This is a genomic window from Mycolicibacterium confluentis (genome assembly GCF_010729895.1).
Lineage (GTDB): Bacteria > Actinomycetota > Actinomycetes > Mycobacteriales > Mycobacteriaceae > Mycobacterium > Mycobacterium confluentis.
Genome location: NZ_AP022612.1, coordinates 3639758 through 3662937 on the forward strand (window position 1 = coordinate 3639758; position 23180 = coordinate 3662937).

Annotated in this window: 24 protein-coding genes; 8 read left to right on the forward strand and 16 right to left on the reverse strand. The window is 68.0% G+C overall.

What is annotated here, in order from left to right:
- Positions 1 to 78: 78 nt before the first annotated feature.
- The 6 genes from ahcY to G6N34_RS17155 form a co-directional block, all read right to left on the reverse strand.
- The gene (ahcY, locus tag G6N34_RS17130) at positions 79 to 1536 is read right to left on the reverse strand and encodes an adenosylhomocysteinase (protein ID WP_085148806.1); all 1458 of its coding nucleotides are present in this window, start codon (positions 1534 to 1536) and stop codon (positions 79 to 81) included.
- A 107-nt stretch (positions 1537 to 1643) separates the two neighbouring features.
- The gene (alkX, locus tag G6N34_RS17135) at positions 1644 to 2291 is read right to left on the reverse strand and encodes a TetR family transcriptional regulator AlkX (protein WP_234812728.1); all 648 of its coding nucleotides are present in this window, start codon (positions 2289 to 2291) and stop codon (positions 1644 to 1646) included.
- 56 nt (positions 2292 to 2347) lie between these two features.
- Positions 2348 to 2530: a rubredoxin gene (locus G6N34_RS17140; protein ID WP_085148809.1), complete on the reverse strand. Its 183-nt coding sequence runs from the start codon at positions 2528 to 2530 to the stop codon at positions 2348 to 2350.
- Positions 2527 to 2700, reverse strand: coding sequence for a rubredoxin (locus G6N34_RS17145; RefSeq protein ID WP_085148811.1), 174 nt, complete (start codon positions 2698 to 2700; stop codon positions 2527 to 2529). The genes G6N34_RS17140 and G6N34_RS17145 overlap by 4 nt, the downstream gene beginning before the upstream one ends.
- On the reverse strand, positions 2697 to 3854 hold the full coding sequence (locus G6N34_RS17150; RefSeq protein ID WP_234812778.1) for an alkane 1-monooxygenase: 1158 nt from the start codon (positions 3852 to 3854) through the stop codon (positions 2697 to 2699). The genes G6N34_RS17145 and G6N34_RS17150 overlap by 4 nt, the downstream gene beginning before the upstream one ends.
- 328 nt (positions 3855 to 4182) lie before the next feature.
- On the reverse strand, positions 4183 to 5667 hold the full coding sequence (locus G6N34_RS17155) for an amino acid permease (RefSeq protein ID WP_085148817.1): 1485 nt from the start codon (positions 5665 to 5667) through the stop codon (positions 4183 to 4185).
- A 60-nt stretch (positions 5668 to 5727) separates the two neighbouring features.
- On the opposite strand from G6N34_RS17155, the gene G6N34_RS17160 reads away from it, so the two are divergent.
- Complete coding sequence (locus tag G6N34_RS17160) at positions 5728 to 7113, forward strand: FAD-dependent oxidoreductase (protein WP_085148820.1); 1386 nt, start codon at positions 5728 to 5730, stop codon at positions 7111 to 7113.
- Here the strand turns inward: G6N34_RS17160 and manA are convergent.
- The 4 genes from manA to G6N34_RS17180 form a co-directional block, all read right to left on the reverse strand.
- Complete coding sequence (manA, locus tag G6N34_RS17165; protein ID WP_085148823.1) at positions 7110 to 8336, reverse strand: mannose-6-phosphate isomerase, class I; 1227 nt, start codon at positions 8334 to 8336, stop codon at positions 7110 to 7112. The two genes, G6N34_RS17160 and manA, sit on opposite strands and share 4 nt — an antisense overlap.
- 41 nt (positions 8337 to 8377) lie before the next feature.
- Positions 8378 to 9460 carry a TobH protein gene (locus tag G6N34_RS17170; protein ID WP_085148826.1) on the reverse strand — a complete coding sequence of 361 codons (1083 nt, stop codon included), beginning with the start codon at positions 9458 to 9460 and terminating at the stop codon, positions 8378 to 8380.
- The gene (locus tag G6N34_RS17175) at positions 9457 to 10863 is read right to left on the reverse strand and encodes a phosphomannomutase/phosphoglucomutase (protein ID WP_085149985.1); all 1407 of its coding nucleotides are present in this window, start codon (positions 10861 to 10863) and stop codon (positions 9457 to 9459) included. Before G6N34_RS17175 ends, G6N34_RS17170 begins: the two co-directional genes overlap by 4 nt.
- A gap of 122 nt (positions 10864 to 10985) precedes the next feature.
- Entirely contained in the window at positions 10986 to 11420 is a 435-nt protein-coding gene (locus G6N34_RS17180; RefSeq protein ID WP_085148829.1) for a DUF3499 domain-containing protein, read from the reverse strand.
- A 176-nt stretch (positions 11421 to 11596) separates the two neighbouring features.
- Here G6N34_RS17180 and G6N34_RS17185 point away from each other — a divergent pair, with 176 nt between their 5' ends.
- On the forward strand, positions 11597 to 12019 hold the full coding sequence (locus G6N34_RS17185) for a metallopeptidase family protein (protein ID WP_085148832.1): 423 nt from the start codon (positions 11597 to 11599) through the stop codon (positions 12017 to 12019).
- A 160-nt stretch (positions 12020 to 12179) separates the two neighbouring features.
- Here G6N34_RS17185 and G6N34_RS17190 read toward each other — a convergent pair whose 3' ends face one another.
- The gene (locus G6N34_RS17190; protein ID WP_085148835.1) at positions 12180 to 12533 is read right to left on the reverse strand and encodes a WhiB family transcriptional regulator; all 354 of its coding nucleotides are present in this window, start codon (positions 12531 to 12533) and stop codon (positions 12180 to 12182) included.
- Between the two features lie 324 nt (positions 12534 to 12857).
- On the opposite strand from G6N34_RS17190, the gene cofD reads away from it, so the two are divergent.
- Genes cofD through G6N34_RS17205 form a run of 3 tightly spaced genes read left to right on the forward strand, consistent with a single transcriptional unit; the run spans position 12858 to position 15729 of the window.
- On the forward strand, positions 12858 to 13847 hold the full coding sequence (cofD, locus tag G6N34_RS17195) for a 2-phospho-L-lactate transferase (RefSeq protein WP_085148838.1): 990 nt from the start codon (positions 12858 to 12860) through the stop codon (positions 13845 to 13847).
- A complete protein-coding gene (locus tag G6N34_RS17200; protein ID WP_085148840.1) occupies positions 13844 to 15193 on the forward strand; it encodes a coenzyme F420-0:L-glutamate ligase in 1350 nt (449 codons plus the stop codon). Before cofD ends, G6N34_RS17200 begins: the two co-directional genes overlap by 4 nt.
- Complete coding sequence (locus tag G6N34_RS17205) at positions 15190 to 15729, forward strand: NUDIX hydrolase (protein ID WP_085148843.1); 540 nt, start codon at positions 15190 to 15192, stop codon at positions 15727 to 15729. The genes G6N34_RS17200 and G6N34_RS17205 overlap by 4 nt, the downstream gene beginning before the upstream one ends.
- Before the next feature lie 90 nt (positions 15730 to 15819).
- Here the strand turns inward: G6N34_RS17205 and manB are convergent, their stop codons facing one another.
- From manB to rfbD, 3 genes are read right to left on the reverse strand one after another with little or no spacing between them, the layout of a single operon-like run.
- Positions 15820 to 16905, reverse strand: a complete 1086-nt coding sequence (manB, locus tag G6N34_RS17210) for a mannose-1-phosphate guanylyltransferase ManB (protein ID WP_085148846.1) — start codon at positions 16903 to 16905, stop codon at positions 15820 to 15822.
- Positions 16902 to 17780 carry a glycosyltransferase family 2 protein gene (locus tag G6N34_RS17215; RefSeq protein ID WP_085148848.1) on the reverse strand — a complete coding sequence of 293 codons (879 nt, stop codon included), beginning with the start codon at positions 17778 to 17780 and terminating at the stop codon, positions 16902 to 16904. Before G6N34_RS17215 ends, manB begins: the two co-directional genes overlap by 4 nt.
- 25 nt (positions 17781 to 17805) lie before the next feature.
- On the reverse strand, positions 17806 to 18663 hold the full coding sequence (gene rfbD / locus G6N34_RS17220) for a dTDP-4-dehydrorhamnose reductase (protein WP_085148851.1): 858 nt from the start codon (positions 18661 to 18663) through the stop codon (positions 17806 to 17808).
- Positions 18664 to 18731: 68 nt separating this feature from the next.
- Here rfbD and G6N34_RS17225 point away from each other — a divergent pair, with 68 nt between their 5' ends.
- Together G6N34_RS17225 and G6N34_RS17230 are read left to right on the forward strand one after the other, a co-directional pair.
- Positions 18732 to 20192, forward strand: a complete 1461-nt coding sequence (locus G6N34_RS17225) for an LCP family protein (RefSeq protein ID WP_085148853.1) — start codon at positions 18732 to 18734, stop codon at positions 20190 to 20192.
- A gap of 13 nt (positions 20193 to 20205) precedes the next feature.
- Entirely contained in the window at positions 20206 to 20913 is a 708-nt protein-coding gene (locus tag G6N34_RS17230) for a TIGR03089 family protein (protein WP_085148856.1), read from the forward strand.
- A gap of 1 nt (position 20914) precedes the next feature.
- Here the strand turns inward: G6N34_RS17230 and G6N34_RS17235 are convergent, their stop codons facing one another.
- Both G6N34_RS17235 and G6N34_RS17240 read right to left on the reverse strand, forming a co-directional pair.
- Positions 20915 to 21721 carry a biotin--[acetyl-CoA-carboxylase] ligase gene (locus G6N34_RS17235; RefSeq protein WP_085148859.1) on the reverse strand — a complete coding sequence of 269 codons (807 nt, stop codon included), beginning with the start codon at positions 21719 to 21721 and terminating at the stop codon, positions 20915 to 20917.
- Positions 21722 to 21791: 70 nt separating this feature from the next.
- A complete protein-coding gene (locus G6N34_RS17240; RefSeq protein WP_133057707.1) occupies positions 21792 to 22571 on the reverse strand; it encodes a hypothetical protein in 780 nt (259 codons plus the stop codon).
- A 30-nt stretch (positions 22572 to 22601) separates the two neighbouring features.
- On the opposite strand from G6N34_RS17240, the gene G6N34_RS17245 reads away from it, so the two are divergent.
- On the forward strand, positions 22602 to 23168 hold the full coding sequence (locus G6N34_RS17245; protein ID WP_109788290.1) for a YdcF family protein: 567 nt from the start codon (positions 22602 to 22604) through the stop codon (positions 23166 to 23168).
- The last annotated feature ends 12 nt before the right edge of the window (positions 23169 to 23180 follow it).

Consider the following 23180-nt stretch of genomic DNA (forward strand, 5'->3'; position numbering starts at 1 on the left):
GGGGCACCGACGAATTCCGTAGGCCAAAACAGAACGGGCCCGCACCTGATCGGTGCGGGCCCGCTCTGTGAAAAGTGCTCAGTACCGGTAGTGCTCCGGCTTGTACGGGCCCTCGACGTCGACGCCGATGTACTCGGCCTGCTCCTTGGTGAGCCGGGTGAGCGTGCCACCGAGCGCTTCGACGTGGATCTTGGCGACCTTCTCGTCGAGGTGCTTGGCGAGGCGGTACACCTCGTTGTCGTACTCGTCGTTCTTGGTCCACAGCTCGATCTGGGCGATCACCTGGTTGGAGAAGCTGTTGCTCATCACGAACGAGGGGTGCCCGGTGGCATTGCCCAGGTTCAGCAGGCGTCCCTCGGACAGCAGGATGATCGACTTGCCGGTGTCACCGAACGTCCACTCGTCGACCTGCGGCTTGATGTTGATCCGGGTGGCACCGGACCGCTCCAGGGCGGCGATGTCGATCTCGTTGTCGAAGTGGCCGATGTTGCCCAGGATGGAGTGATCCTTCATCGCCTTCATGTGCTCGAGGGTGATGATGTCCTTGTTACCGGTCGAGGTGATCACGATGTCGGCGTTACCGATCGCCTGCTCGACGGTCACCACGTCGTAGCCGTCCATCATCGCCTGCAGCGCGTTGATCGGGTCGATCTCGGTGACCTGCACGCGCGCGCCCTGGCCGGCCAGCGACTCCGCGCAGCCCTTGCCGACGTCGCCGTAGCCGCAGATCAGCACCTTCTTGCCACCGATGAGGGCGTCGGTGCCGCGGTTGATGCCGTCGATCAGCGAGTGCCGGGTGCCGTACTTGTTGTCGAACTTGCTCTTGGTGACGGAGTCGTTGACGTTGATCGCCGGGAACGACAGCTCACCGGCCGCGGCGAACTGGTACAGCCGCAGCACACCGGTCGTGGTCTCCTCGGTGACGCCCTTGACCGACTCGGCGATCTTGGTCCACTTGTCCTTCTCGGACTCGAACCGCTCGCGCAGGACGGACAGGAAGACCTTCCACTCGGCGGGATCGTCGTCCTCGGCGGGGGGCACCACGCCGGCCTTCTCGTACTGCGCACCGCGCAGGACCATCATGGTGGCGTCGCCACCGTCGTCGAGGATCATGTTGGCGGGCTCGCCCTCCCACGTGAGCATCTGCTCGGCGGCCCACCAGTACTCCTCCAGCGTTTCGCCCTTCCAGGCGAACACCGGCACACCCTGCGGCTCCTCGACGGTGCCGTGCGGGCCGACGACCACCGCGGCGGCCGCGTGGTCCTGGGTGGAGAAGATGTTGCACGAGGCCCAACGGACCTCGGCACCGAGGCTCACGAGCGTCTCGATGAGCACTGCGGTCTGGACGGTCATGTGCAGCGACCCGGAGACGCGCGCGCCCTTGAGCGGAGCCACCTCCGCGTATTCGCGGCGCAGCGCCATCAGGCCGGGCATCTCGTGCTCGGCGAGACGGATCTCCTTGCGGCCGAATTCGGCCAGAGACAGGTCGGCGACCTTGAAATCGATGCCGTTGCGGCTATCGGCGGTCAGCGTCATACGGAATGGTTTCCTTACAGGTCCGGTTTGCTCAGCGTGTTACACGTTAGACCGCCCCCGACGCGCGTCGGGGCGGAGGCCACGCGGTGGCCAGCACCTACGCACGGTCAATCGGTCTGAATGACACCGTACCGTTCGGCGAACGGCGTCATGAGCCTTGCCAGATCTCCGGCCACATCGTGGTCGGACTCCGGCGGCATCGAGACGTAGCTCAGGGCCAGACGCACGATGGCGCGCGCCAGCACGCCAGCGTTCTCCTCCGAGGTCTTGATCCAGCTGTTGAGGAAGATCTCGGACAGCTTGGTCGAGGCACGAGTGATGATCGGCGCGCTGTCGGTGGTGATGATCTGCAGCAGGTCCGGCTTGGCCACGCCGCTGAGCAGGGAGATCACCAGCGGGTCGGCGGCGGATTCGGTGAAGAAGGAGCGGAATCCCTCGTGGAACGCGGTGTTCACCTGCCCGATGTTGTTGTCCACCGCATCGCCCACGGCGTCGACCAGGCGATCGGCCAGTCGCAGTGCGTACCCCTGCGCCAGGCCCTGCCGGGAGCCGAACTCGTTGTAGATGGTCTGCCGGCTGACCCCGGCCGCCTTGGCGACGTCAGAGAGCGTGATCGATGACCAGTCGTTGATCAGCAGCAGATCGCGCATGGCGTCGAGCACCATGTCGCGCAGCAGACCACGGGAGGCCTCGGCATAGGGGACGCGCGCCGATCCATCCCGTCGGCTGCCGGGCCGGCGCGAAATACTGCTCACCTGGGCGAGACTAGTCAAGATCCTGCCGTTTCGGTTCGCTCACGCCGTCATGTCGGTCACGACCTGGCGACTTCGACCATCTCGAAGTCCGACTTGGCCGCGCCGCAGTCGGGGCAGCTCCAGTCGTCGGGGATGTCGTCCCACCGGGTTCCCGGCGCGATGCCGTCCTCGGGCCAGCCCTTGGCCTCGTCGTACTCGAATCCGCACTGCACGCACACGAACAGCCTGTAGTCGTTCACTGGGTCACCCCTGTCAGTTCGAAATCGATCTTCTCGCGCACCCCGCAGTCGGGGCAGGTCCAGTCGTCGGGAATCGCGTCCCACGTCGTCCCGGGCGGAAAGCCCTCCCGCGCAGCACCTTCGGCCTCGTCGTAGACGTAGTCACAGACAGGGCAGCGGTAACTGCTCATACCGTCGCCTCGGACCGCCCGTACTTCGCCAGCACCGCCTCGCGCACGCGCGGGTGGATGTTGACCCGGCTCAGGTCGCCTTCGTAGTGCGCGAGCACGCGCTGGTCCATGACGCGGCGCCACAGCGGCGGGAAGTAGGTCAGCGCGATCATCGACGCATATCCGCTGGGAAGGTTCGGGGCGCCGTCCATGCTGCGCAGCGTCTGGTAGCGCCGGGTCGGATTGGCGTGGTGATCGCTGTGCCGCTGCAGGTGGTAGAGGAACAGGTTGGTCACGATGTGATCGGAGTTCCAGCTGTGCTCAGGGGTGCAGCGCTCGTAGCGCCCGCTGGCGGTCTTCTGGCGCAGCAGGCCGTAGTGCTCGAGGTAGTTCACGGTTTCCAGCAGCGTGAATCCGAAGACCGCCGAGATGACGATGTACGGAATCAGAGCCAGGCCGAACACCGCGATCAGCGCGCCGTAGAGCACCACCGACATCACCCACGCGTTGAGCACGTCGTTGGACCAGTGCCACGTGCTCTTGCCGGCCCGGTCCAGGCGCTTGGCCTCCAACTCCCACGACGACTTGAGGCTGCCCCACACGCTGCGCGGCAGAAACTCCCAGAACGTCTCACCGAAGCGCGCGGACGCCGGGTCTTCCGGGGTGGCGACGCGCACGTGGTGGCCGCGGTTGTGCTCGATGTAGAAGTGGCCGTAGCAGGTCTGCGCCAGGGTGATCTTCGACAGCCAGCGCTCCAGCGAGTCCTTCTTGTGTCCCAGTTCGTGCGCGGTGTTGATGCCGATGCCGCCCAGCACACCGACCGAGAGCGCCAGGCCGATCTTGGTGGCCCAGTTCAGCCCGCCGTCAAAGCCCAGCCAACCCAGGTCCGACGCGGTGAACAGGTAGGCGCCGAAGATCACGCTGGCGTACTGGAACGGGATGTAGACGTAGGTGCAGTACCGGTAGTACTTGTCGTTCTCCAGTCGCTCCATCACCTCGTCCGGCGGGTTCTGGCCGTCGGGGCCGAACTTGAGGTCCAGCAGTGGCAGCAGGACGTAGAGCAGGATCGGGCCAATCCAGAACGGGACCATGGCCGCGACGTGCCAGCCCGCATTGTTGAGCGCCCACACCAGCGGCAGCATCACGAACAGTGCGGTGGGCGCGATCAGGCCCATCAGCCATAGGTGGCGTTTCTTGTCGCGCCAGACTTCGGGATTGGCTTCCAGCGATGTCACGGGGCACCTCCTTGTGAGAGCGGTCACGTCGATACCTGGACTATATGCGGTTGTTTGTCGCCTGTCTAGACATTGGATGCCTTTTTGTAAACCCGATGCAGGCATGACGGGGCGTGAGCTGGGTGTTTCTTGCATTGCAGAGCCTGTCAGGCCGTGTGCTTGGCAGGGAGCACAGCCGTTTCCCGCCCACCGTGCAGCCACGTACACATTTCGGGCCCCAACCCGTACGTCAGTGCACGCTGGGTGTCGCGCGCCCCAGCCGCAGGAACTACTGCGGCGGCACCTCACCGGAGGCCAACCGCTTCCCCAGCACCGAGTTCCGCCGCGAGTAGGCGAAGTAGATGACCACGCCGAGCGCCATCCAGATCAGGAAGCGAATCCAGGTCAGCGCGGTCAGGTTGAGCATCAGCCACAGGCAGGCCACGATCGAGATGATGGGCAGCACCGGCACCCACGGCACCCGGAACCCGCGCTTGAGATCGGGCCTGGTCCGACGCAGCACGATCACGCCGGCCGACACGAGCACGAACGCGAACAGCGTCCCGACGTTGACCATCTCCTCGAGCTTGTCGATCGGGAACACCGATGCGGCGACCGCGATCAGGACCGCCACGATCACGGTGATGCGCACCGGGGTTCCGTGCGGGCCGGTCTTGGCCAACTGCCGCGGCAGCAGGCCATCCCGCGCCATCGCGAAGATCACGCGCGACTGGCCGAGCACCAGCACCATGACGACGGTGGTCAACCCGGCGAGCGCGCCGATCGAGATCACCGTGGCCGCCCAGTCCACGCCATTGGCGGCGAACGCCGTCGCCAGGTTGGCCTGCCCGTGCTCCCCCGACTTCAACTCGGTGTAGGGCACCATCCCGGTCAGCACCACCGACACGGCGACGTAGAAGACCGTGACGATGGCCAGCGTCGCCAGGATGCCCCGGGCCACGTCACGTTGCGGGTTCTTGGTCTCCTCAGCGGTCGTCGCGACGACGTCGAAGCCGATGAACGCGAAGAACACGATCGACGCGCCGGCCAACAGCCCGTACCAGCCGTAGTGGCTGCTCTCGGCCCCGGTCAGCAGTGAGAACAGCGACTGGTTGACACCCGAACCGGACTCCCCGCCTGCCTCCGCGGGCGGGATGAATGGCGTGTAGTTGGCGGCCTTGATGTAGAACGCGCCGACCACCACGACGAGCAGCACCACCGCGACCTTGATCGCGGTGACGGCGGCCGAGAAGTTCGATGACAGCTTGGTGCCCAGTCCCAGCAGCGTCGCGACCACCGCCACGATCAGCAGCGCGCCCCAGTCCACGTTCACGGGACCCACCGGGGTGACGCCGCCCGAGAAACCGAACACCGTGCCCAGATACGACGACCATCCCTTGGCCACCACGGCCGCACCGATCGCGAACTCGAGAATCAGATCCCATCCGATGATCCACGCGACAAACTCACCGAAGGTCGCATAGGAGAACGTGTAGGCACTGCCCGCAACGGGCAGCGTGGAGGCGAATTCGGCGTAGCACAGCGCCGCCAGCCCGCACGTCACGGCGGCAAGGAGGAACGACACGGAGATGGCCGGTCCCGTGATGTTGCCAGCGGTGGACGCGGTGACCGTGAAGATGCCCGCGCCGACAACCACGGCGACACCAAAAACTGTGAGATCCCACCAGCTCAGATCACGGCGAAGCCGGGTACCCGGTTCGTCGGTGTCCGCGATCGACTGCTCGACAGACTTTGTTCGCCAGCGCGTCGTCACAGGTTCGTCACCTCTCGAATTGGCCCGGTTTCGGCAATCTACCCACTACGGTGGCCATCGATGACCAGGACACCCAAACTCCAGCCGAAGCATGTAGTGATCATCGGCGGGAGCATCGCCGGACTGTGCGCCGCCCGTGTCCTGTCCGACCACTGCGATCGCGTGACACTCTTCGAACGCGACGAACTGCCCGACCAACCCGTCAACCGCAGCGCGATCCCGCAGGGCCAGCATGTGCATCTGCTGATGGCGCGCGGCGGCGAGGAACTCGAGAAGCTGTTCCCAGGAATCCTCGACGAGATGGTGGCCGCGGGCGTGCCCGTCGTGCGCAACGATCCCGACTCGATCCACTTCTCGGCGGCCGGCCACGTGCTCGGCACCGGCAGGACCCTGGAGTCGACGTACACCGCCTACGTGCCCAGCCGTGCTCAGCTGGAATGGCAGATCCGCCGCCGCGCCACCGAGCTGCCCCAGGTCGAACTCGTCAACCGCGGCGTGGCCCATCCGCGGTTCGACCAGGCCGCCGGTCGGGTCACGGGTGTCGTGCTCGACGACGGTGAGACCATCGACGCCGATCTTGTGGTGGACGCCTCCGGCCGCGGCAGCCGACTTCCGGTGTGGTTGCAGGAGTGGGGTTTCGAACGTCCTCGTGAAGACTCCGTCAAGATCGGCGTCACCTACGCCTCGCATCGCGTGCGCATCCCCGACGGCATGATGTCCGAGAAGATGGTCCTGATGAGCGCCGGCCACGACCGACCGCTCGGCATGGGCATGCTGTTCCACGAGGACGGCGTCTGGACCGTGACGGCCTTCGGTGTGGGTAAGGCCGAACCGCCCAAGGACCTCGATGGCATCCACGAATTGGCGGACACGGTGCTGCCACCGCACATCAGCACTGCGCTGCGCGCCGGAGAACCGGTGGGCGAGATGAACTTTCACCGCTACCCCGTCAGCAGGTGGCGGCGCTACGACAAACTCGACCGCATGCCCGAGGGCATCTTCCCCTTCGGCGATGCCGTGGTCAGCATGAACCCGACCTACGGGCAGGGAGTCACCCTGAGCACCATTCAAGCCGCGAACCTGCGGTCCGTGCTCGCCAGCGGCGGCGATGTGGTCAACAGATTGGCGCGCAGCACCGCGCGGAGCACGTTCCCGGTGTGGACCATGAACGCCGTCGCCGACTACGTCGGCCACAATGCCGAGGGTGAGCATCCGCGCTGGTACGGGCCGATGTTCGGGCTGTTCGACCAGTTCCTCGGCGCTGCCGAGACCGATCCCGTTCTCGCCGAGTGGTTCCTGCGGCGCACCAGCCTGCTCGACAGCCTCTACCTGCGCCCGTCTCCCCGACTGGTGGGGCGTGCGGTGCGGCACAACATGCGCGCGTGGATGGCCGAGCGCCGCAATCGACCCGCAGACGTGCCCGTCGCCGTCGCCGACGGCGGCTAGATCCCCACCGTCGCGCGGAACAGCGTCGCGGCGCGGGCGGCAACCAGCCGGATGGGTCCCTCGTCCGCCGACACCCAAGCCGCAGAGCCACGTTCGAGCGTCAACTCACCCGACTTGGCGACCACGTCCACTTCGCCCTGCGAGCAGATGAGGATCTGTGGGCCCTCGTGCGGGCAGGGAGCATCCACCTCGTGTCCGAGGTCGGCGCCGTCGAGGTGCAGGACTGACACCGCGAACTCATCGGCCGGGGTCAGATAGCTGCACTCGATCCCATCCCGCTCGATTCCAGGATGCAGATCGTCGGCAGTGGCCGGAGTGAAGTTCAGTACGCGCAGCAGTTCCGGGACGTCGACGTGCTTGGGCGTCAATCCACCGCGAAGGACGTTGTCCGAGTTGGCCATCACCTCAACACCCACGCCCCGCAGATAACTGTGCAGATTGCCCGCCGGCAGGTAGATGGCCTCACCGGCTTCGAGGTGGACGCAGTTCAGCAGCAGCGCCGCAAGCACCCCGGCGTCTCCGGGATACCGTTCACCGAGTTCCAGGATCGCTCTGGCCTCGGCGACGAATTCCGTTGCGCCCGACTGGACGTAGTTGATCGCACCCTCGAGGACCGCAGGCACCAGGACGTCGAGTTCGGGCTGCGGCAGCGTGATCCAGGTGGTGAACAGTGCGCGCAGGCCGTCGGACTCGGCACCCCCGGACAGAAGCGCCACGTACGGATCGAGTTCGGAGACCGCCAGTGCGCGCAGCAGTTCGATGGTCTGGGCCGCCGGCCGGAAACCTGCCATCGCGTCGAAAGGCTCAAGGGCGATCAGGATCTCGGGTTTGTGGCTTCGGTCGCGGTAATTGCGCACGGGCGAGTTGACCGGCACGCCGAGCCGGTCCTCACGGGCGAACCCCTCGACGGCCTGTTCGGTGCTCGGATGCGCCTGCAGCGACAGCGGTTCATCGGCGGCCAGCACCTTCACCAGAAAGGGCAGCACATCGCCGAAGCGCGACCGCACCGCGGACCCGAGTTGTCCCTCCGGGTCCGCACGCAGCGCATCCAACAGGCTGTGCTCTCCGTCGGGTGTCTGCACCCAGGCCGGGTCGGCCGGATGCGCACCCAGCCACAGTTCGGCCTCAGGATGGGGCGCCGGCACCGGCCGGCCCGTGAAGTCCGCGATTGCGGTTCTCGATCCCCATGCGTATGTCCGTATCGCCCCGCGCAACAGGTCCACTACTCGATCCCCTGTGTCTTCTCAGTCCCCATCTGGTGTCCTCAGCCCCCAGCCAGACGCAGATACACGGCTGCCATCTCCAGCCGAACGGCGAGCGTAGCCAGCTGCTGTTCTGGTCTGCCATGGGCCAGTGCGGTGGGATCGCCAGCCAGGTCCGGCACGTCCTGTGCGCCGACGACGTCGACGTCGTCGAATCCCGCGACCCGGGCGACCACGGCCGACCGCTCCGCGCCCAGCGTCAGCGCCACGATCCGCAGACGCGCGGGCAGCGGCCCGTCGAGTTCCTCGTCGTGGAACAAGGCGTCGACGGGGTCGGCGCCGCCGCCCGTCGCCGCGGCCGAACGCAGTGCCACCAACCCATCCGCGAGTCCACCGGAAGCCACCGGTTCTCCCGTCACCCGCAGGAAGAACGAAGCGGCGTGGCGGGCCAGCGCCAACGTCGCAGGACTGTCGCCCACGAACGCCGTACCGCGGCCGCCGATCCGATCCGCAAGGGACTTCGCGGCGTTGGTGACGATCTCTCGCGCCGCGCTGTTGCGCAGCGCTTCTGCGTCCAAGTCGTCGGCCAGCGCCGCGAGATCGACATGGACGGCGGGGTCGACGGCCTGGGCGATGGCCAGGCCCGCGGCCAGATACCGGCACAGGCCGAACTCGTCAGGTACCCAGACGCGCGGGGACAGCGCCACCGCGCGCCCGGCGGATGCGTCCCGAAGCGGCCCCTCCGCGGGCGCGACGACGACCACCCGGGCGCCGCGACGCACGCCTGTCGCGGCGGCCGCGACCAGCACCGGGTCCGCGGGGTCGTCACCGGCTACCACCAGCACATCGAGGGGTCCGATCCACGGCGGCACCTCGTACACAGGCACGATCGGCTCGGCGGTGACACCGGCGAGGACGGCCGCAAGCATCACCCCCGCAGACTCAGCGGTGCCGCGGCCCGAGACCCAGATCAGGGAGCGGGGGCGCTCGCCGCGCAGTGGATCGAGCACGCCCTCCTCGACGGCCGCGGCAGTCGCCCGCACCTGAGCACCCGCCATCGACGCCGCACGCAGCAGACCGTCGCGGTCGGCGGCGATCAGGCCGGATGCGTCGTCGAGGTCGACGGAGGCGCGGGTGGCGTTCACGGAACCGCCTCAGCCGCTGACTCGAGTGCCGCGATTTCGGCGTCCACGTCGCTGACGATCGCGGCGACCTCGTCGGCAGTGCGGGCTTCGACGTTGAGGCGCAGCAGCGGTTCGGTGTTGGAGGTGCGCAGGTTGAACCAGGCCCCTTCTCCGAGATCGACTGTCACACCATCGAGATGGTCGATCGACTGGATGCGCGTGCCGAACGTCGTGAGCACCGCCTCCACGCAGGCGGGCGCATCGCGGACGGTGAAGTTGATCTCGCCGGAAGCCTCGTAGCGCTGGTAGTCGGCGGTCAGCTCCGACAGCGGGCGATCTGAACGTCCAAGCGCAGCAAGGACATACAGTGCCGCAAGCATGCCGGAGTCGGCACCCCAGAAGTCCCGGAAGTAGTAATGCGCGGAATGCTCCCCACCGAATATCGCCCCGGTCTCGGCCATCAGCGCCTTGATGTAGGAGTGGCCGACGCGCGAACGGACCGGTGTGCCACCACGTTCGACGATCAGTTCGGGCACTGCCCGCGACGTGATCAGGTTGTGGATGACCGTGGCGCCGATCTCGCGGCCGAGTTCACCCGCGGCCACCAGGGCCGTGACCGCCGAGGGCGACACCGGGCGGCCCCGTTCGTCGACGACGAAGCACCGGTCCGCGTCCCCGTCGAACGCCAGGCCGATGTCGGCACCCTGAGCGACGACGAACCCTTGGAGATCGACCAGGTTCGCGGGGTCCAAGGGGTTGGCCTCGTGATTGGGGAACGTGCCATCGAGTTCGAAGTAGAGCGGCAGCACGGTGAGCGCGTCGATCGCGTCGAGCGTGGCCGGCACGGTGTGGCCCGCCATACCGTTGCCCGCGTCCACCGCCACCCGCAGGGGGCGCAGTCCGGTGACGTCGACGATCGAGCGCAGGAACGCGCTGTAGTCGGCGAGCACGTCGCGGTCGGAGACCGTTCCCGCGGGCCCGTCGTACCCCAGCACGCCGGCGATGAGGTCGTCGCGGATGGCGGCAAGCCCGGTGTCCTGCCCGACCGGCTTGGCCCCCGCGCGGCACAGCTTGATGCCGTTGTATGCGGCCGGGTTGTGGCTCGCGGTGAACATCGCGCCCGGACAGTCCAGCAGCCCGGAGGCGAAGTAGAGCTGATCGGTGGATGCCAGTCCGATCCGCACGACGTCCAGACCCTGCCCCATGACTCCGTCGGCGAACGCCGCGGCCAACTCGGGCGAACTCGCCCGCATGTCGTATCCGATCACGACCTGAGTGGAGTCACCCCGCACCAACCGCGCGAATGCCGCGCCGACCGCACCCACGAACTCCGCGTTCAGCTGTTCCCCCACCAGCCCCCGAACGTCGTACGCCTTGATGACGCTGTTGACCGCGTCCGCGGCGAAACCGGGGGAACCCGACATGGAGAACTCCTGACAGAACACGACGGCTGTGACGCCGCCTACGAAAACCAGAACGTTGTCTGCCAGCCTAGCGGTCGCGGCGCAGTGCGACTCGGCTGTCGAATCGCGTGCGGGCCGCGACTTCAGTCGCTGGGATCGGGCAGAACGCGCAGGTGTCCACGCCGGCGCCCGACACCGGTCGCGCGGTGCGGAGGCGGAGCCAGGACGGCTCCGGTGTGCGAGGCGGACTGGTGCCCGGTGGGTTCGGAGAACCCTGCGACGGGCACCGTCCGGGCCGGGGCTTCGCGTCCTTCGCGGACAGCGTCGGCCAAGGCCACCAGGTCGTCTTCGTCGGGAAAATCGGGCTGCGCTGGCAGGGGTCCCGAATGCCGGACCAACTCCCACCCCCGGGGCGCGGTGATGCGCCCGGCATGGGAGACGCAGAGATCCCACGAGTGCGGCTCGCGCACAGTGGCCAGCGGCCCCACGACGGCTGTCGAATCGGCATAGACGAACGTCAACGTCGCCACCGCATAATGGGGGCACCCGGGCCGGCAGCAGCGACGGGGAACATTCACTCCGTGAGGCTATCGTGCGGATTCCGTTCGGTCGCGTCGGACACGCGCACACGACGCGGCGCTGCCGAACCGTTACCCGACCACTTCTGCGCGCCCGATAACATCAGCCGATGGCCGATTCCCGCAGTTCTGGGCGTAGCCGGTCACGCCGACGATCGACGCGGCATGGCCGGGAAGTGCGCGGTCCGTTGCTGCCACCGACGGTTCCGGGCTGGCGCAGTCGGGCCGAACGCTTCGACATGGCCGTCCTCGAGGCCTATGAGCCCATCGAGCGCACGTGGCAGGAGCGCCTGACGGCGCTGGACATCGCGGTCGACGAGATTCCGCGCATCTCACCACGGGATCCCGAGAACGTTCAGTTCCCGCCCGAGGTCATCGCCGACGGCCCGATCGCGCTGGCCAGGCTCATGCCGGCTGGTGTCGACGTCCGCGGAAACGCCACCCGCGCGCGAATCGTGTTGTTCCGCAAGCCGATAGAACGTCGCGCCAAGGACACCACTGAACTCGGTGACGTACTGCACGAGATCCTGGTGGCCCAAGTCGCCACCTATCTGGGGGTGGAACCGTCGGTCATCGACCCGTCTTTCGACGAGGATTGACGTCTCGGTCGCTGCACATCGGTCCTGAACAGCGAAACGCCCGCCTCAGGCGCCACGTTCCGCCGGTGTGAATGGTCACAGCGGGATTCGTGCCGAGACGGGCGAGCAGAAACTGACCCCCAATCGACCCGCGATCCGCGGGCCGACCTCTCAAAGTTTGCTAGATGATGCCGCGCTTGAGCCGTCGACGCTCACGCTCGGACAGACCGCCCCAGATGCCGAAGCGTTCATCGTTGGCCAACGCGTACTCGAGGCACGCATCGCGCACCTCGCAGCCCAAGCAGATGCGCTTGGCTTCGCGGGTGGATCCGCCCTTCTCCGGGAAGAAGGCCTCTGGATCCGTCTGCGCACAGAGCGCCCGCTCCTGCCACTCATCGTCCTCGGTAGCCGGTGCCGACGCGAAATCGTCTGGCACCAAACTCAAGTGAGGACGGCCCGCCGCGCCCACCGAGACCGAGTCCGTGTTGGTGTGCGGTGCACTTCCCAATGAGCCGTAGAGGTGCTCATAGGACATGTTCCGCCTCCTCACCTTTTGTTCGTCAATTCGTGAAATGTCGCCCACTGTTGTTCTGTGGCCATTCCATTCGAACATACGATCGAATCTCGGTCTGCGACACCGGAACCGGCCGGCCAACCTTGAAATGACACTGATGTGATTAGACACGTGTTAGCTGCTGGGGTCAAGCGCTGAGGTCGAAATTCATACCACCAATTTCCGGGAATTCGGCGTGGCGTTGCCTGGGCGTGTCGTGTGAGTAATCGCACTGAGATTTCTGCGTGTCAAACGGCACACACCAGTTGGGTGCCAGCTCGGGTACACCGCCTAGTCTCGTTCGATGTGAGGATCACCGTACTGGTTGGCGGAGTGGGCGGCGCCCGCTTCCTGTTGGGCGTTCAGCGATTGCTGGGCTTGGGGCAGTTTGCGGACGGCGAATCACCGGCCCATGAACTCACCGCGGTGGTCAACATCGGCGACGACGCCTGGATGCACGGCGTGCGGATCTGCCCGGACCTCGACACCTGCATGTACACCCTCGGCGGCGGCATCGACCCCGAGCGGGGCTGGGGGCATCGCAACGAGACCTGGAACGCCAAGGAGGAGCTTGCGGCCTACGGCGTGCAGCCCGACTGGTTCGGCTTGGGCGACCGCGACCTCGCGACCCACCTGGTACGCACCCAGATGCTGCGGGCCGGGTATCCGCTGTCCGACGTCACCGAAGCGCTGTGCGTGCGCTGGCAGCCCGGCGCGCGCCTGCTGCCGGCCTCCGACGACCGCTGCGAGACCCACGTCGTGATCACCGACCCCGAGTCCGGAGATCGGCGTGCCATCCACTTCCAGGAGTGGTGGGTGCGCTACCGGGCAGGAGTGCCCACACACAGCTTCGCGTTCGTCGGCGCAGAGAAGGCCGCGGCCACCACCGCCGTCAGCGAGGCCATCGCCGACGCCGACGTGGTGTTCCTGGCCCCTTCCAACCCCGTCGTCAGCATCGGCGCAATCCTCGCGATCCCCGGCGTCCGCGGGGCGCTGCGCTCCACCTCCGCCCCGGTCGTCGGATACTCCCCCATCATCGGCGGAAAGCCGTTGCGCGGTATGGCTGACGAGTGCCTGTCGGTGATCGGCGTCGAGTCCACCTCTCAGGCGGTCGGAGAGCACTACGGCGCCCGGTCCGGCACCGGCATCCTCGACGGCTGGCTGGTGCACGAGGGCGACCACGCGGCGCTCGACGGAGTCACCGTGCGGTCGGTTCCGCTGCTGATGACCAACCCCGACGCCACCGCGGCGATGGTCCGCGCGGGCCTGGAACTCGTCGGTTTGGACGCGCCGTGACCGTCGAGCACGGCGCGGCCGCTGCCGTCGAGATCCTTCCCGTCGCAGGCCTTCCCGACTTCCGCCCGGGCGACGACCTCGCGGCGGCCATCGCGAACTCGGCACCGTGGCTGCGCGGCGGCGACATTGTGGTCGTCACCAGCAAGGTGGTCTCGAAGTGCGAGGGCCGCATCGTGCCGGCACCCACGGATCCCGACGAGCGAGACGCGCTGCGGCGCAGGCTGATCGACGCCGAAGCCGTCCGGGTCCTCGCGCGTAAGGGCCGCACCCTGATCACCGAGAACGCCTACGGACTGGTCCAGGCGGCCGCGGGCGTGGACGGCTCGAACATCGGCAGCGACGAGTTGGCTCTCCTGCCCGTCGATCCCGACGCGAGCGCGGCCAGGCTGCGCACCGCGCTGAGTGAACGACTGGGCGTGACCGTCGGCGTGGTCATCACCGACACCATGGGCCGGGCGTGGCGCAACGGTCAGACCGATGTCGCCATCGGCTCGGCCGGGCTGTCGGTGCTGTACGGCTATGCGGGCGCCAACGACACCCACGGAAACGAACTCCTGGTCACCGAGGTCGCCGTCGCCGACGAGGTCGCCGCGGCGGCAGACCTGGTGAAGGGCAAGCTGACCGCCATCCCGGTCGCCGTGGTGCGCGGCCTGAATCTGGCCGACGACGGGTCCACGGGGCGCCGACTGGTGCGTGCGGGTGAGGAGGACCTGTTCTGGCTCGGCACGGCCGAGGCCATCGATCTGGGCCGCCGCCAGGCCCAACTGCTGCGACGTTCGGTGCGGGCGTTCGCCGACGATCCCGTCGACCCCGAACTCATCGAGAGCGCGGTCGCCGAGGCACTCACCGCACCCGCACCGCATCACACGCGTCCCGTGCGGTTCGTCTGGTTGCGGGACGCCGAGCGGCGCACCGCCCTGCTGGACCGGCTCGGTCAACGATGGCGCGCGGATCTGACCGCCGACGGCCGCGATCCCGACTCTGTCGAACGTCGTGTTGCCCGCGGCCAGATCCTCTATGACGCACCCGAAGTCGTCATCCCGTTCATGGTCCCCGACGGCGCGCACCAGTACCCCGACGCTGCCCGCACCGCCGCCGAGCACACCATGTTCACGGTCGCGGTCGGCGCGGCTGTGCAGGCGCTGCTCGTCGCACTGGCGGTGCGTGGGGTCGGCAGCTGTTGGATCGGGTCGACGATCTTCGCCGCCGACGACGTGCGCGCTGAACTCGATCTGCCCGCCGACTGGGAGCCGTTGGGCGCCATCGCGATCGGCCATCATCCCGACGAGGAGCCGCCCGGGCCCCGCGAACCCGTCCCCACCGACGACCTGCTGGTGCAGCGATGACGCTGCGAGAGTCCGTTATTGCGACGCTGACCGATTGGGCCGCACCCGATCCCGCACAGGACACGCTGCGGCACGCGGTGCTTGCATTCGTGTTGGCGCGGGAGGACGCGTGCCAGCGTGCGTGCGCACCCGGGCACATCACGGCCTCGGTGGCGGTGCTGGATCACGCCCGCGAGCACGTGCTGCTCACGCTGCATCCCCGACTGGGGCGCTGGGTGCAGTTGGGCGGACACTGTGAGGCAGGCGACGCCGACATCGTCGCGGCCGCACTGCGCGAGGGCACCGAAGAGTCCGGCATGCCGGGCCTGCACATCGACCCGAATCTCACCGCGCTGCACGTCCATCCGCTGACCTGCTCGCTGGGCGTGCCCACCAGGCATCTGGACATGCAGTTCACTGCCTACGCGCCGGCAGGGGCCACGCCGGCAATCAGTGACGAGTCATTGGATCTGCAGTGGTGGCCCGTCGATGCGCTGCCGCCCGGCACCGACGACGCGCTGACGCATCTGGTGTCCCGCGCCCGAGCGCTGGGCTAGTTTGAGCGGCCCGTTCCCAACCGGTGAGCGCCCGCATTGGTACGCGACACGCCGCGAAAACCCGTACAGACACGGGCGGTCGCGGGAAAGCTAGACGTCGCTGGAGTAGCGAATCCCGCAGTCGGGCAACACCACCCCGGGCCACACCCGAGCACCGCGCAGCAGCTCACAACGGGCACCAATCACCGCGCCGTCGCCGATCACGCCGTCACGGATCAATGCCCGCGGTCCGATATGCGCGCCGAAACCGATGATCGACCGTTCGATCATCGACCCCGCCTCGACCCGCGCGCCGTCGAAGATCACCGCGCCGTCGAGTCGCACACCCGGGCCGATTTCGGCGCCACGGCCCACGACCGTACCGCCGACCAGCACCGCACCCGGCGCCACCGAAGCACCGTCGTGCACAAGGCTTTCCCCGCGATGGCCGCCCAGTGCCGGCGACGGCGCCAGCCCGCGGACCAGATCCGAGGAGCCACGCACGAAATCCTCGGGCGTGCCCATGTCCCGCCAGTAGGAGGCGTCGACGTAACCGCAGATCTTCACGTCATCGGCGAGCAGCGCCGGGAAGACCTCGCGCTCCACCGAGACCTCGCGGCCACGCGGGATTCGATCGATGATCTCGCGGTCGAAAACGTAACAGCCCGCGTTGATCTGATCGGTCGGCGGATCATCGGTCTTCTCGAGGAAGGCCGTGACCCGGCCGTCGGAGTCGGTCGGCACCGACCCGAAGGCCCGCGGATCGCTCACTCGCACAAGGTGCATCGACACCTGTGCGTCATGGTTGTGATGGAACTGCAGAAGCTCACCGAGATCCGCGCCCGACAGCACGTCGCCGTTGAACACCACGGCGGTGTCGTGGCGCAGCTTCTCGGACACGTTGGCGATGCCGCCGCCGGTGCCCAGGGGTTCGGGTTCGAAGACGTACTCGATCTGCAGACCCAGCTTGGACCCGTCACCGAACTCGTTCTCGAACACGGCAGCCTTGTAAGACGTGCCCAGCACCACATGTTCGATGCCCGCCGCCGCGATTCGCGAGAGCAGGTGCGTGAGAAACGGGAAGCCCGCGGTGGGCAGCATCGGTTTGGGCAACGACAGCGTCAACGGCCGAAGCCGGGTGCCCTTGCCACCGACGAGGACGACGGCATCCACCTTCTTGGGATCGAAGTCGCTCATGTGTTCCGCCTCCTCATCTCTCGCCGTGAGCGGCGCACGACGAGCCCTGATCGTACGGTGAGCGCGCTGCGCATCGCCCACCTCAGCGGTGCATTCCGCCACCCCGTGTGCCTGTCGGACAGATAGGTCCACGTGCTGTCGTGGTGCGCCGCCAGATTCCGGGCCGGGTCGCGGCCCGTCGAATGCCCCTTGGCGTGCAGAATCTCGGCCGACGGCGCGTACACGTTGAGCCATCCGGCCCGACCGAGGCGGTCACCGAGGTCGACGTCCTCCATGTACATGAAGTAGCGCTCGTCGAAGCCGCCGATGTCCTCGAACGCCGATCGGCGCACCAGCAGGCACGATCCCGAAAGCCAGCCGACCGCGCGTTCGCTCGGCGTTTCGTGGTCCTGCCGGTAGGCGGCCGTCCACGGGTTGTTCTTCCAGAACGGTCCCACGACGGCGTGCATACCGCCGCGGATGATGCTGGGCAGGTGCCGCGCCGACGGGTACACCGAGCCGTCGGGGTCGCGGATCAGCGGTCCCACCGCACCGGCCCTGGGCCAGCGTCGCGCGACCTCGATCAGGCTGTCGATGCTGCCCGGCGACCACACCACGTCGGGGTTGGCGATCACGATGAACTCGCCGGCCTGCGAGCCGAACTCCGTGACTCCGCGGTTGACCGCGGTGCCGTAACCCAGGTTGCCGCCCGTGTGCAGCAGGCGCGCATTGGGATAGCGCTCGACGGCGGCCTCAGGGGCCCCGTCATCCGAACCGTTGTCGGCGATCACGACCTGCACGGGTCGGTCGGTGGCCACGGTCAGCGAAGACAGGAACCGCTCGAGATGCGTACCCGGTGAATAGGTCACCGTCACCACGGGCAGTTCGTCGGTCACGGCAGAAAGGGTAGCTGGCGAACGGTCATGCCTCGGCGAGAGCCTGAGCGACGGCCTCTGGCCAGGGCTGCAGCGCCGTGAGCCCCGCCGCGGTGGACAGCCGGGAGCCCAGCACTGAATAGGCAGGCCGGGCCGCGGGCCGCGGAAACCGGTCGGTGCTGACCGGACGCACCAGATCGGGGTCCGCCCCCACCGCGGCGTAGACCGCGCGGGCCTGCTCATATCGACTGGTCGCGCCCGCGTTGGCCGCGTGCAGCACGCGGGCGTCCAGACGGTCGTCGATGATCTGCAGCAGGGCTGTGACCAGGTCCCCGGTGTAGGTCGGCGAGCCGATCTGGTCGTCGACGACCTCTGCTGCTTCGCCAGCCCGCGCCCGGCGCGCCATCACCGCCGCGAAGTCCGGTCCGTCGGCGCCGGTGTACACCCACGACGTCCGCACCACCGTGGCCGTCGGCACCGCTTCGAGCACCGCGTGCTCTCCCGCGAGCTTGCTGTGCCCGTAGACCGACAGTGGAGACACCGCGTCATCCGGTTCGTAGGGCCGAGGGGCGGCACCGCCGAAGTCGCCACTGAAGACGTAGTCGGTGGAGATGTGCACCACACGCGCACCGACCCGCGCGCACGCCCCCGCGACGTGGCCCGCACCGGCGGCGTTGACCGCGAAGGCCCGGTCCGGGTCACCCTCCGCGGCGTCCACGTTGGTCATGGCCGCACAGTTGATCACCACATCATCGCTGGTCAGTGCGGGCGCGCAGGACGGGTCGGTGATGTCCCACTGGGCCGAGGTCAACGCCAGAACCCGTCGTCCCAGATGCTCTGCGCGCCGCGCGAGGAAGCGGCCGACCTGGCCTCCGGCACCTGTGATGACAATCCGCTCCGACACAACAGAAGAGTCTGGCACGCCGACACCGGCTACCGCCGTCTGCCAGCATCCGCAAGTAGCCTGAGCGAATGCCAGTCCGGGTCAGTCGCGTCATCGCGTCCGTGATCGCCGTCGCCATCGTGCTCGGCACCGGCGTGGCCTGGGCCAAGATCCGCTCGTTTGAGGGCGGGATCAACCACATCAGCACCGCCGCACTCGGCGGCGGCGGTGAGGACGGCGCGATCGACATCCTGCTCGTGGGCGTCGACAGCCGCACCGACGCGCACGGCAACCCGCTGTCGGCCGAGGAACTCGCGGCCCTGCGCGTGGGCAATGACGTCGCGACCAACACCGACACCATCATCCTGGTCCGCATCCCCAACAACGGAAAGTCCGCGACCGCGATCTCCATCCCGCGCGACACCTACGTCGAACTGCCCGACAACCAGGGCAAGATGAAGATCAACGGCGTGTACGGCGACGCCAAGCTGGCCACGATGAAAGAACTCATCGAGAACCAGGGCATGGACCCGGTTGAAGGTGAGAAGCGCGGCACAGAGGCCGGTCGCGAAGCGCTGATCGAGACCGTCGCCCACCTCACCGGCGTGACGGTGGACCATTACGCCGAAATCGGCCTGCTCGGATTCGCATTGATCACCGATGCGCTCGGCGGAGTCGACGTCTGCCTCAAAGACACCGTGTACGAACCTCTTTCGGGTGCCGACTTCCCCGCGGGCTGGCAGAAGCTGGATGGACCGCAGGCGTTGAGCTTTGTCCGCCAGCGCCACGACCTGCCGCGCGGCGACCTCGACCGCGTGGTGCGTCAGCAGGCGGTGATGGCTTCGCTTGCCCACCAGGTGATCTCGAGCCAGACACTGTCGAGTCCCTCGACGCTGAACAGGCTGCAGGAGGCCGTGCAGCGCTCGGTGGTGCTGTCCGAGGGCTGGGACATCATGAACTTCGTCGATCAGCTGCAGAAGCTCGCCGCGGGCAGCGTGGTGTTCGCGACCATCCCGGTGCTCGACGAGGCCGGGTGGAGCGACGACGGCATGCAGAGCGTGGTGCGCATCGATCCCGACAACGTCAAGGAATGGGTGCACAGCCTGCTGCAGGGCCAGGACGAAGGCAAGACCGAGGAGGTCGCCTACTCCCCCGACAAGACCACCGTCGAGGTGATCAACGACTCCGATGTGGGCGGTCTGGCCGCCGCGGTGTCGCAGGTGCTGACGAGCCGGGGTTTCACCGGCGGCCACGTCGGCAACAACGAGGGGCCGAAGGTGCCCAACAGCCAGGTTCAGGCCGCCACCGTCGACGACCTCGGCGCGCAGGCCATCGCCAAGGAGTTGGGCAATCTCCCGATCGTCGCCGATGGTTCGGTGCCCGAGGGTTCGGCGCGGGTGATGCTGTCCTACGACTACACCGGCCCTGGGTCAGGGCTGGAGGGCTACTCGCCGGAGACCAGCGACGCAAGTCCGGTCGCGGCCACCTCGGCGCCCCTGCCGTCGCCGATCCTCACCGCGGGCTCCGACGACCCGCAGTGCGTCAACTGAGCAGAGGAAGCCAGTGCCTACCCTGACGGGCGAGATCCTCGACCCCCTGATGCGTGACAACCCCTCGGGACCCCGCATCACCTATTACGACGATGCCACCGGCGAACGCATCGAGTTGTCCACGGTGACGCTGGCCAACTGGGCCGCCAAGACCGCCAACCTGCTGCGCGACGAACTCGGCGCTGACCCCTCGACGACGGTCGCCGTGCTGCTGCCCGCGCACTGGCAGACCTCGGCCGTGCTGCTCGGCGTCTGGTGGATCGGCGCGCAGGTGACGCTGACGGGTCCGGCAGACGTCGCGCTGTGCACCGCCGACCGCCTGCCGGAGGCCGAGGAGGCCGTCGGCATGGGTGAGATCGCGGTGCTCTCGCTCGACCCGTTCGGCAAGCCCGTCGCGGACCTTCCGGTCGGCATCACCGATTACGCGACCGCCGTGCGCGCCCAGGGCGACCAGATCGTGCCCGAACGGGTTCCGGGGCCGGCCCTGGGTGGCCGCGCGGTCGACGAGGTGCTGGCCGAGGCCCGGGCACACGCCGCGACACTCGGCCTCAGCGGCGCCGACCGGGTGCTGTCGACGCACGGGTGGGCCACGCCCGAAGACCTGGTGCGCAACCTGGTGGCGATCTTCGCCTCAGGTGCATCCCTGGTTCAGGTGGCCAACGAGGATGCGTCCACCCGGGAACGGCGCGTGCAGACCGAGAAGGTCACCCGAATCCTGTGATTCACTGTGCGGGGCGCAGATGGGTGACATCCCCGGCCGCCACGGTGACCTGCTCGCCGTCGGCGTCGATCAGCAGTCGGCCGAAGTCGTCGATGTCGACGGCCTGTCCGACCAGCTGCCGGTCCCCGGGCAGCAGCACCTTGACCGCCGTGCCCAGCGTGGCGCTGCGCTGCCGGTAGTCGGCCAGCAGGTCGGGGTCTGCGACTCGCCACTGCTGCACACGGCGCGCCAAGGCGGTGAGATAGCCGGCCAGCAGTGCGGTGCGGTCGACGGGCCCCGCACCCAGCATGGTCAACGAGGTCGCCACCGGATCGGGCAGTTCGTCGGCGGTCAGGGACACGTTGATTCCGGTGCCGATCACGACGACCGGCGCCGGCGAGGCCACCTCAGCCAGGACGCCCGCCAGTTTGCCGGTCTCGGCCAGCACGTCGTTGGGCCACTTCAGCTTCGCCTCGAGGCCCGTGACGGCCGCCACCGCGTCGATGACCGAGACCCCGGTGGCCAGCGGAAGCAGCCCCCACGCCGACGATGGCACCCCGGAGACGTCGACCCCCACCGACACCGCGACCTGGGAACGTGGCGGCGCCGACCACTGCCTGCCGTTGCGACCGCGGCCTGCGGTCTGATGGTCGGCGGCCAGCACCGCGCCCGCGATGTCCTCACCGGAGCGGGCGCGCGCCAGCAGATCGGCATTGGTAGATCCGGTCTCGGTCACCACATTGAAGCGGCGCCACGGACCCGCAGGTTGCAGTGCCGTCCGACGAATCAGCTCGGTGTCGACAGGGGGGCGCAGGGCGTCGTGGTTCACGCAGCGCAGCGTACTCAGGACACACCCCCGCACGTCAGTACCACGGGGATCGTGCGCCACCGGCGGGGTGTCAGAACCGCACCACGGTGGCCTCGGTGTGCTCAATGGATGCCCACAGCCTGCGCCGCAGCGCGCGGGCCGAGGCGATCAACCTGCTGGTGCGGTGCGGGTCACCGAAGTGCACCAGCAGGGTCGCACGCACCGTATCGGGTGCGCAGGGCAGGTTCCCGTGCAGCGTCCGGTAGCCCCAGAACAGGTACACACTTCCCGGCTGAAGCTGCACGGTGCAGCGGGTGGGTGCCGAGCGGACCTCACGCAGGATACGGCCGCGCCGCAGTCGGCTCTCAGTCCAGAGCTTCTCCACCAGGTTGAGCAACGCGGACCGGCGGAACGGTCGTCGATTCGGGAACACCACGAGTTCCCCCGAACGTCCGGCTCCCGCCTCTGGGATGATCAGCGGGACCAACATGGTCACCACCGCGGCATCGAAATGGAAGGCATGTGATGTGGCCATGCGTTGCGGCCCGGCCAGCACACGCAGGACGCTGAAGATGGTCTCCGACTCCGCCACCCCACGCGGCCACCGAAGTTCGGCCAGCTCCCTGAGCAGTCCGTGGACGGCGGGGTCGCTGACAAAGCGGTGTGCCGGCGACTGCGAGTCACTGTCGGGACGGATGATGCAGAAGTCCGATACGCCGTACGCGGCCAGGTGCCCGGATACGCTGGCTCGCGCATCCTCCAACCACTGCGGCGCCACGACCCCGGGCAGGCACACGAAGCCCTCCCCGTCGAGCCTGTCGACGAGTTCGTGCGCGCTCACCCCGGCATCGAGAACAGACCCCCCGGTCATGGCGCCACGGTAGCAGTGCGAGAGCCGAGAATGTCCACAATCCGCGGCAGCCGCCGGAGTCGGACCGCCCTGCGCCTGGCCATCGGCGTCGTCCTCGTCCTGGCCGGCCTCGGCGGCGCGGGGTTTCCGGTGTACGTCGCACCCACCACGGATGCGCTGCGGCCCGCGGACGCCGTGCTGATCCTCGGCGGCCCCGGCTACGCCCGCTACCCCTTCGGGCTCGAACTCGCCGCGGAGGGCTGGGCCCCGATGGTGGTGATCTCGAACCCCAACGGCGCCCGTGACCCCTGGCTGACGGAGTACTGCGCGGCCCCGCACACCAACCCCGCGGTGCAATGCTTCGCACCAGATCCGCCGACCACCAGGGGCGAGGGCGCGATGCTGCGCCAGATGGCCGACGAGCACGGCTGGCGTCGGGTCATCGTGGTCACGTTCCGACCACACATCTCGCGGGCCCGATTCATCCTCGAGCGATGTTTCGCGGGCGAACTGGTGATGGCGGCGAGCCCCACGCACTTGTCGGCGTGGGAGTGGGCGTCGGAATACGCCTACCAGTCCGCCGGCTTCGCGCGCGCCGTGCTGCAGCCCGGTTGTTGAGCCCAGCCGGCG

Bases quoted from the DNA above. Each gene is read 5' to 3' on its own strand.
- G6N34_RS17245 (WP_109788290.1), top strand. From the start codon at position 22,602: ATGTCCACAATCCGCGGCAGCCGCCGGAGTCGGACCGCCCTGCGCCTG.
- G6N34_RS17240 (WP_133057707.1), bottom strand. From the start codon at position 22,571: ATGACCGGGGGGTCTGTTCTCGATGCCGGGGTGAGCGCGCACGAACTC.
- G6N34_RS17225 (WP_085148853.1), top strand. From the start codon at position 18,732: ATGCCAGTCCGGGTCAGTCGCGTCATCGCGTCCGTGATCGCCGTCGCC.
- G6N34_RS17205 (WP_085148843.1), top strand. From the start codon at position 15,190: ATGACGCTGCGAGAGTCCGTTATTGCGACGCTGACCGATTGGGCCGCA.
- ahcY (WP_085148806.1), bottom strand. From the start codon at position 1,536: ATGACGCTGACCGCCGATAGCCGCAACGGCATCGATTTCAAGGTCGCC.
- G6N34_RS17160 (WP_085148820.1), top strand. From the start codon at position 5,728: ATGACCAGGACACCCAAACTCCAGCCGAAGCATGTAGTGATCATCGGC.
- G6N34_RS17175 (WP_085149985.1), bottom strand. From the start codon at position 10,863: ATGTCGGGTTCCCCCGGTTTCGCCGCGGACGCGGTCAACAGCGTCATC.
- G6N34_RS17145 (WP_085148811.1), bottom strand. From the start codon at position 2,700: ATGAGCAGTTACCGCTGCCCTGTCTGTGACTACGTCTACGACGAGGCC.
- G6N34_RS17150 (WP_234812778.1), bottom strand. From the start codon at position 3,854: ATGGGCCTGATCGCGCCCACCGCACTGTTCGTGATGCTGCCGCTGGTG.
- G6N34_RS17190 (WP_085148835.1), bottom strand. From the start codon at position 12,533: ATGTCCTATGAGCACCTCTACGGCTCATTGGGAAGTGCACCGCACACC.
- manB (WP_085148846.1), bottom strand. From the start codon at position 16,905: ATGAGCGACTTCGATCCCAAGAAGGTGGATGCCGTCGTCCTCGTCGGT.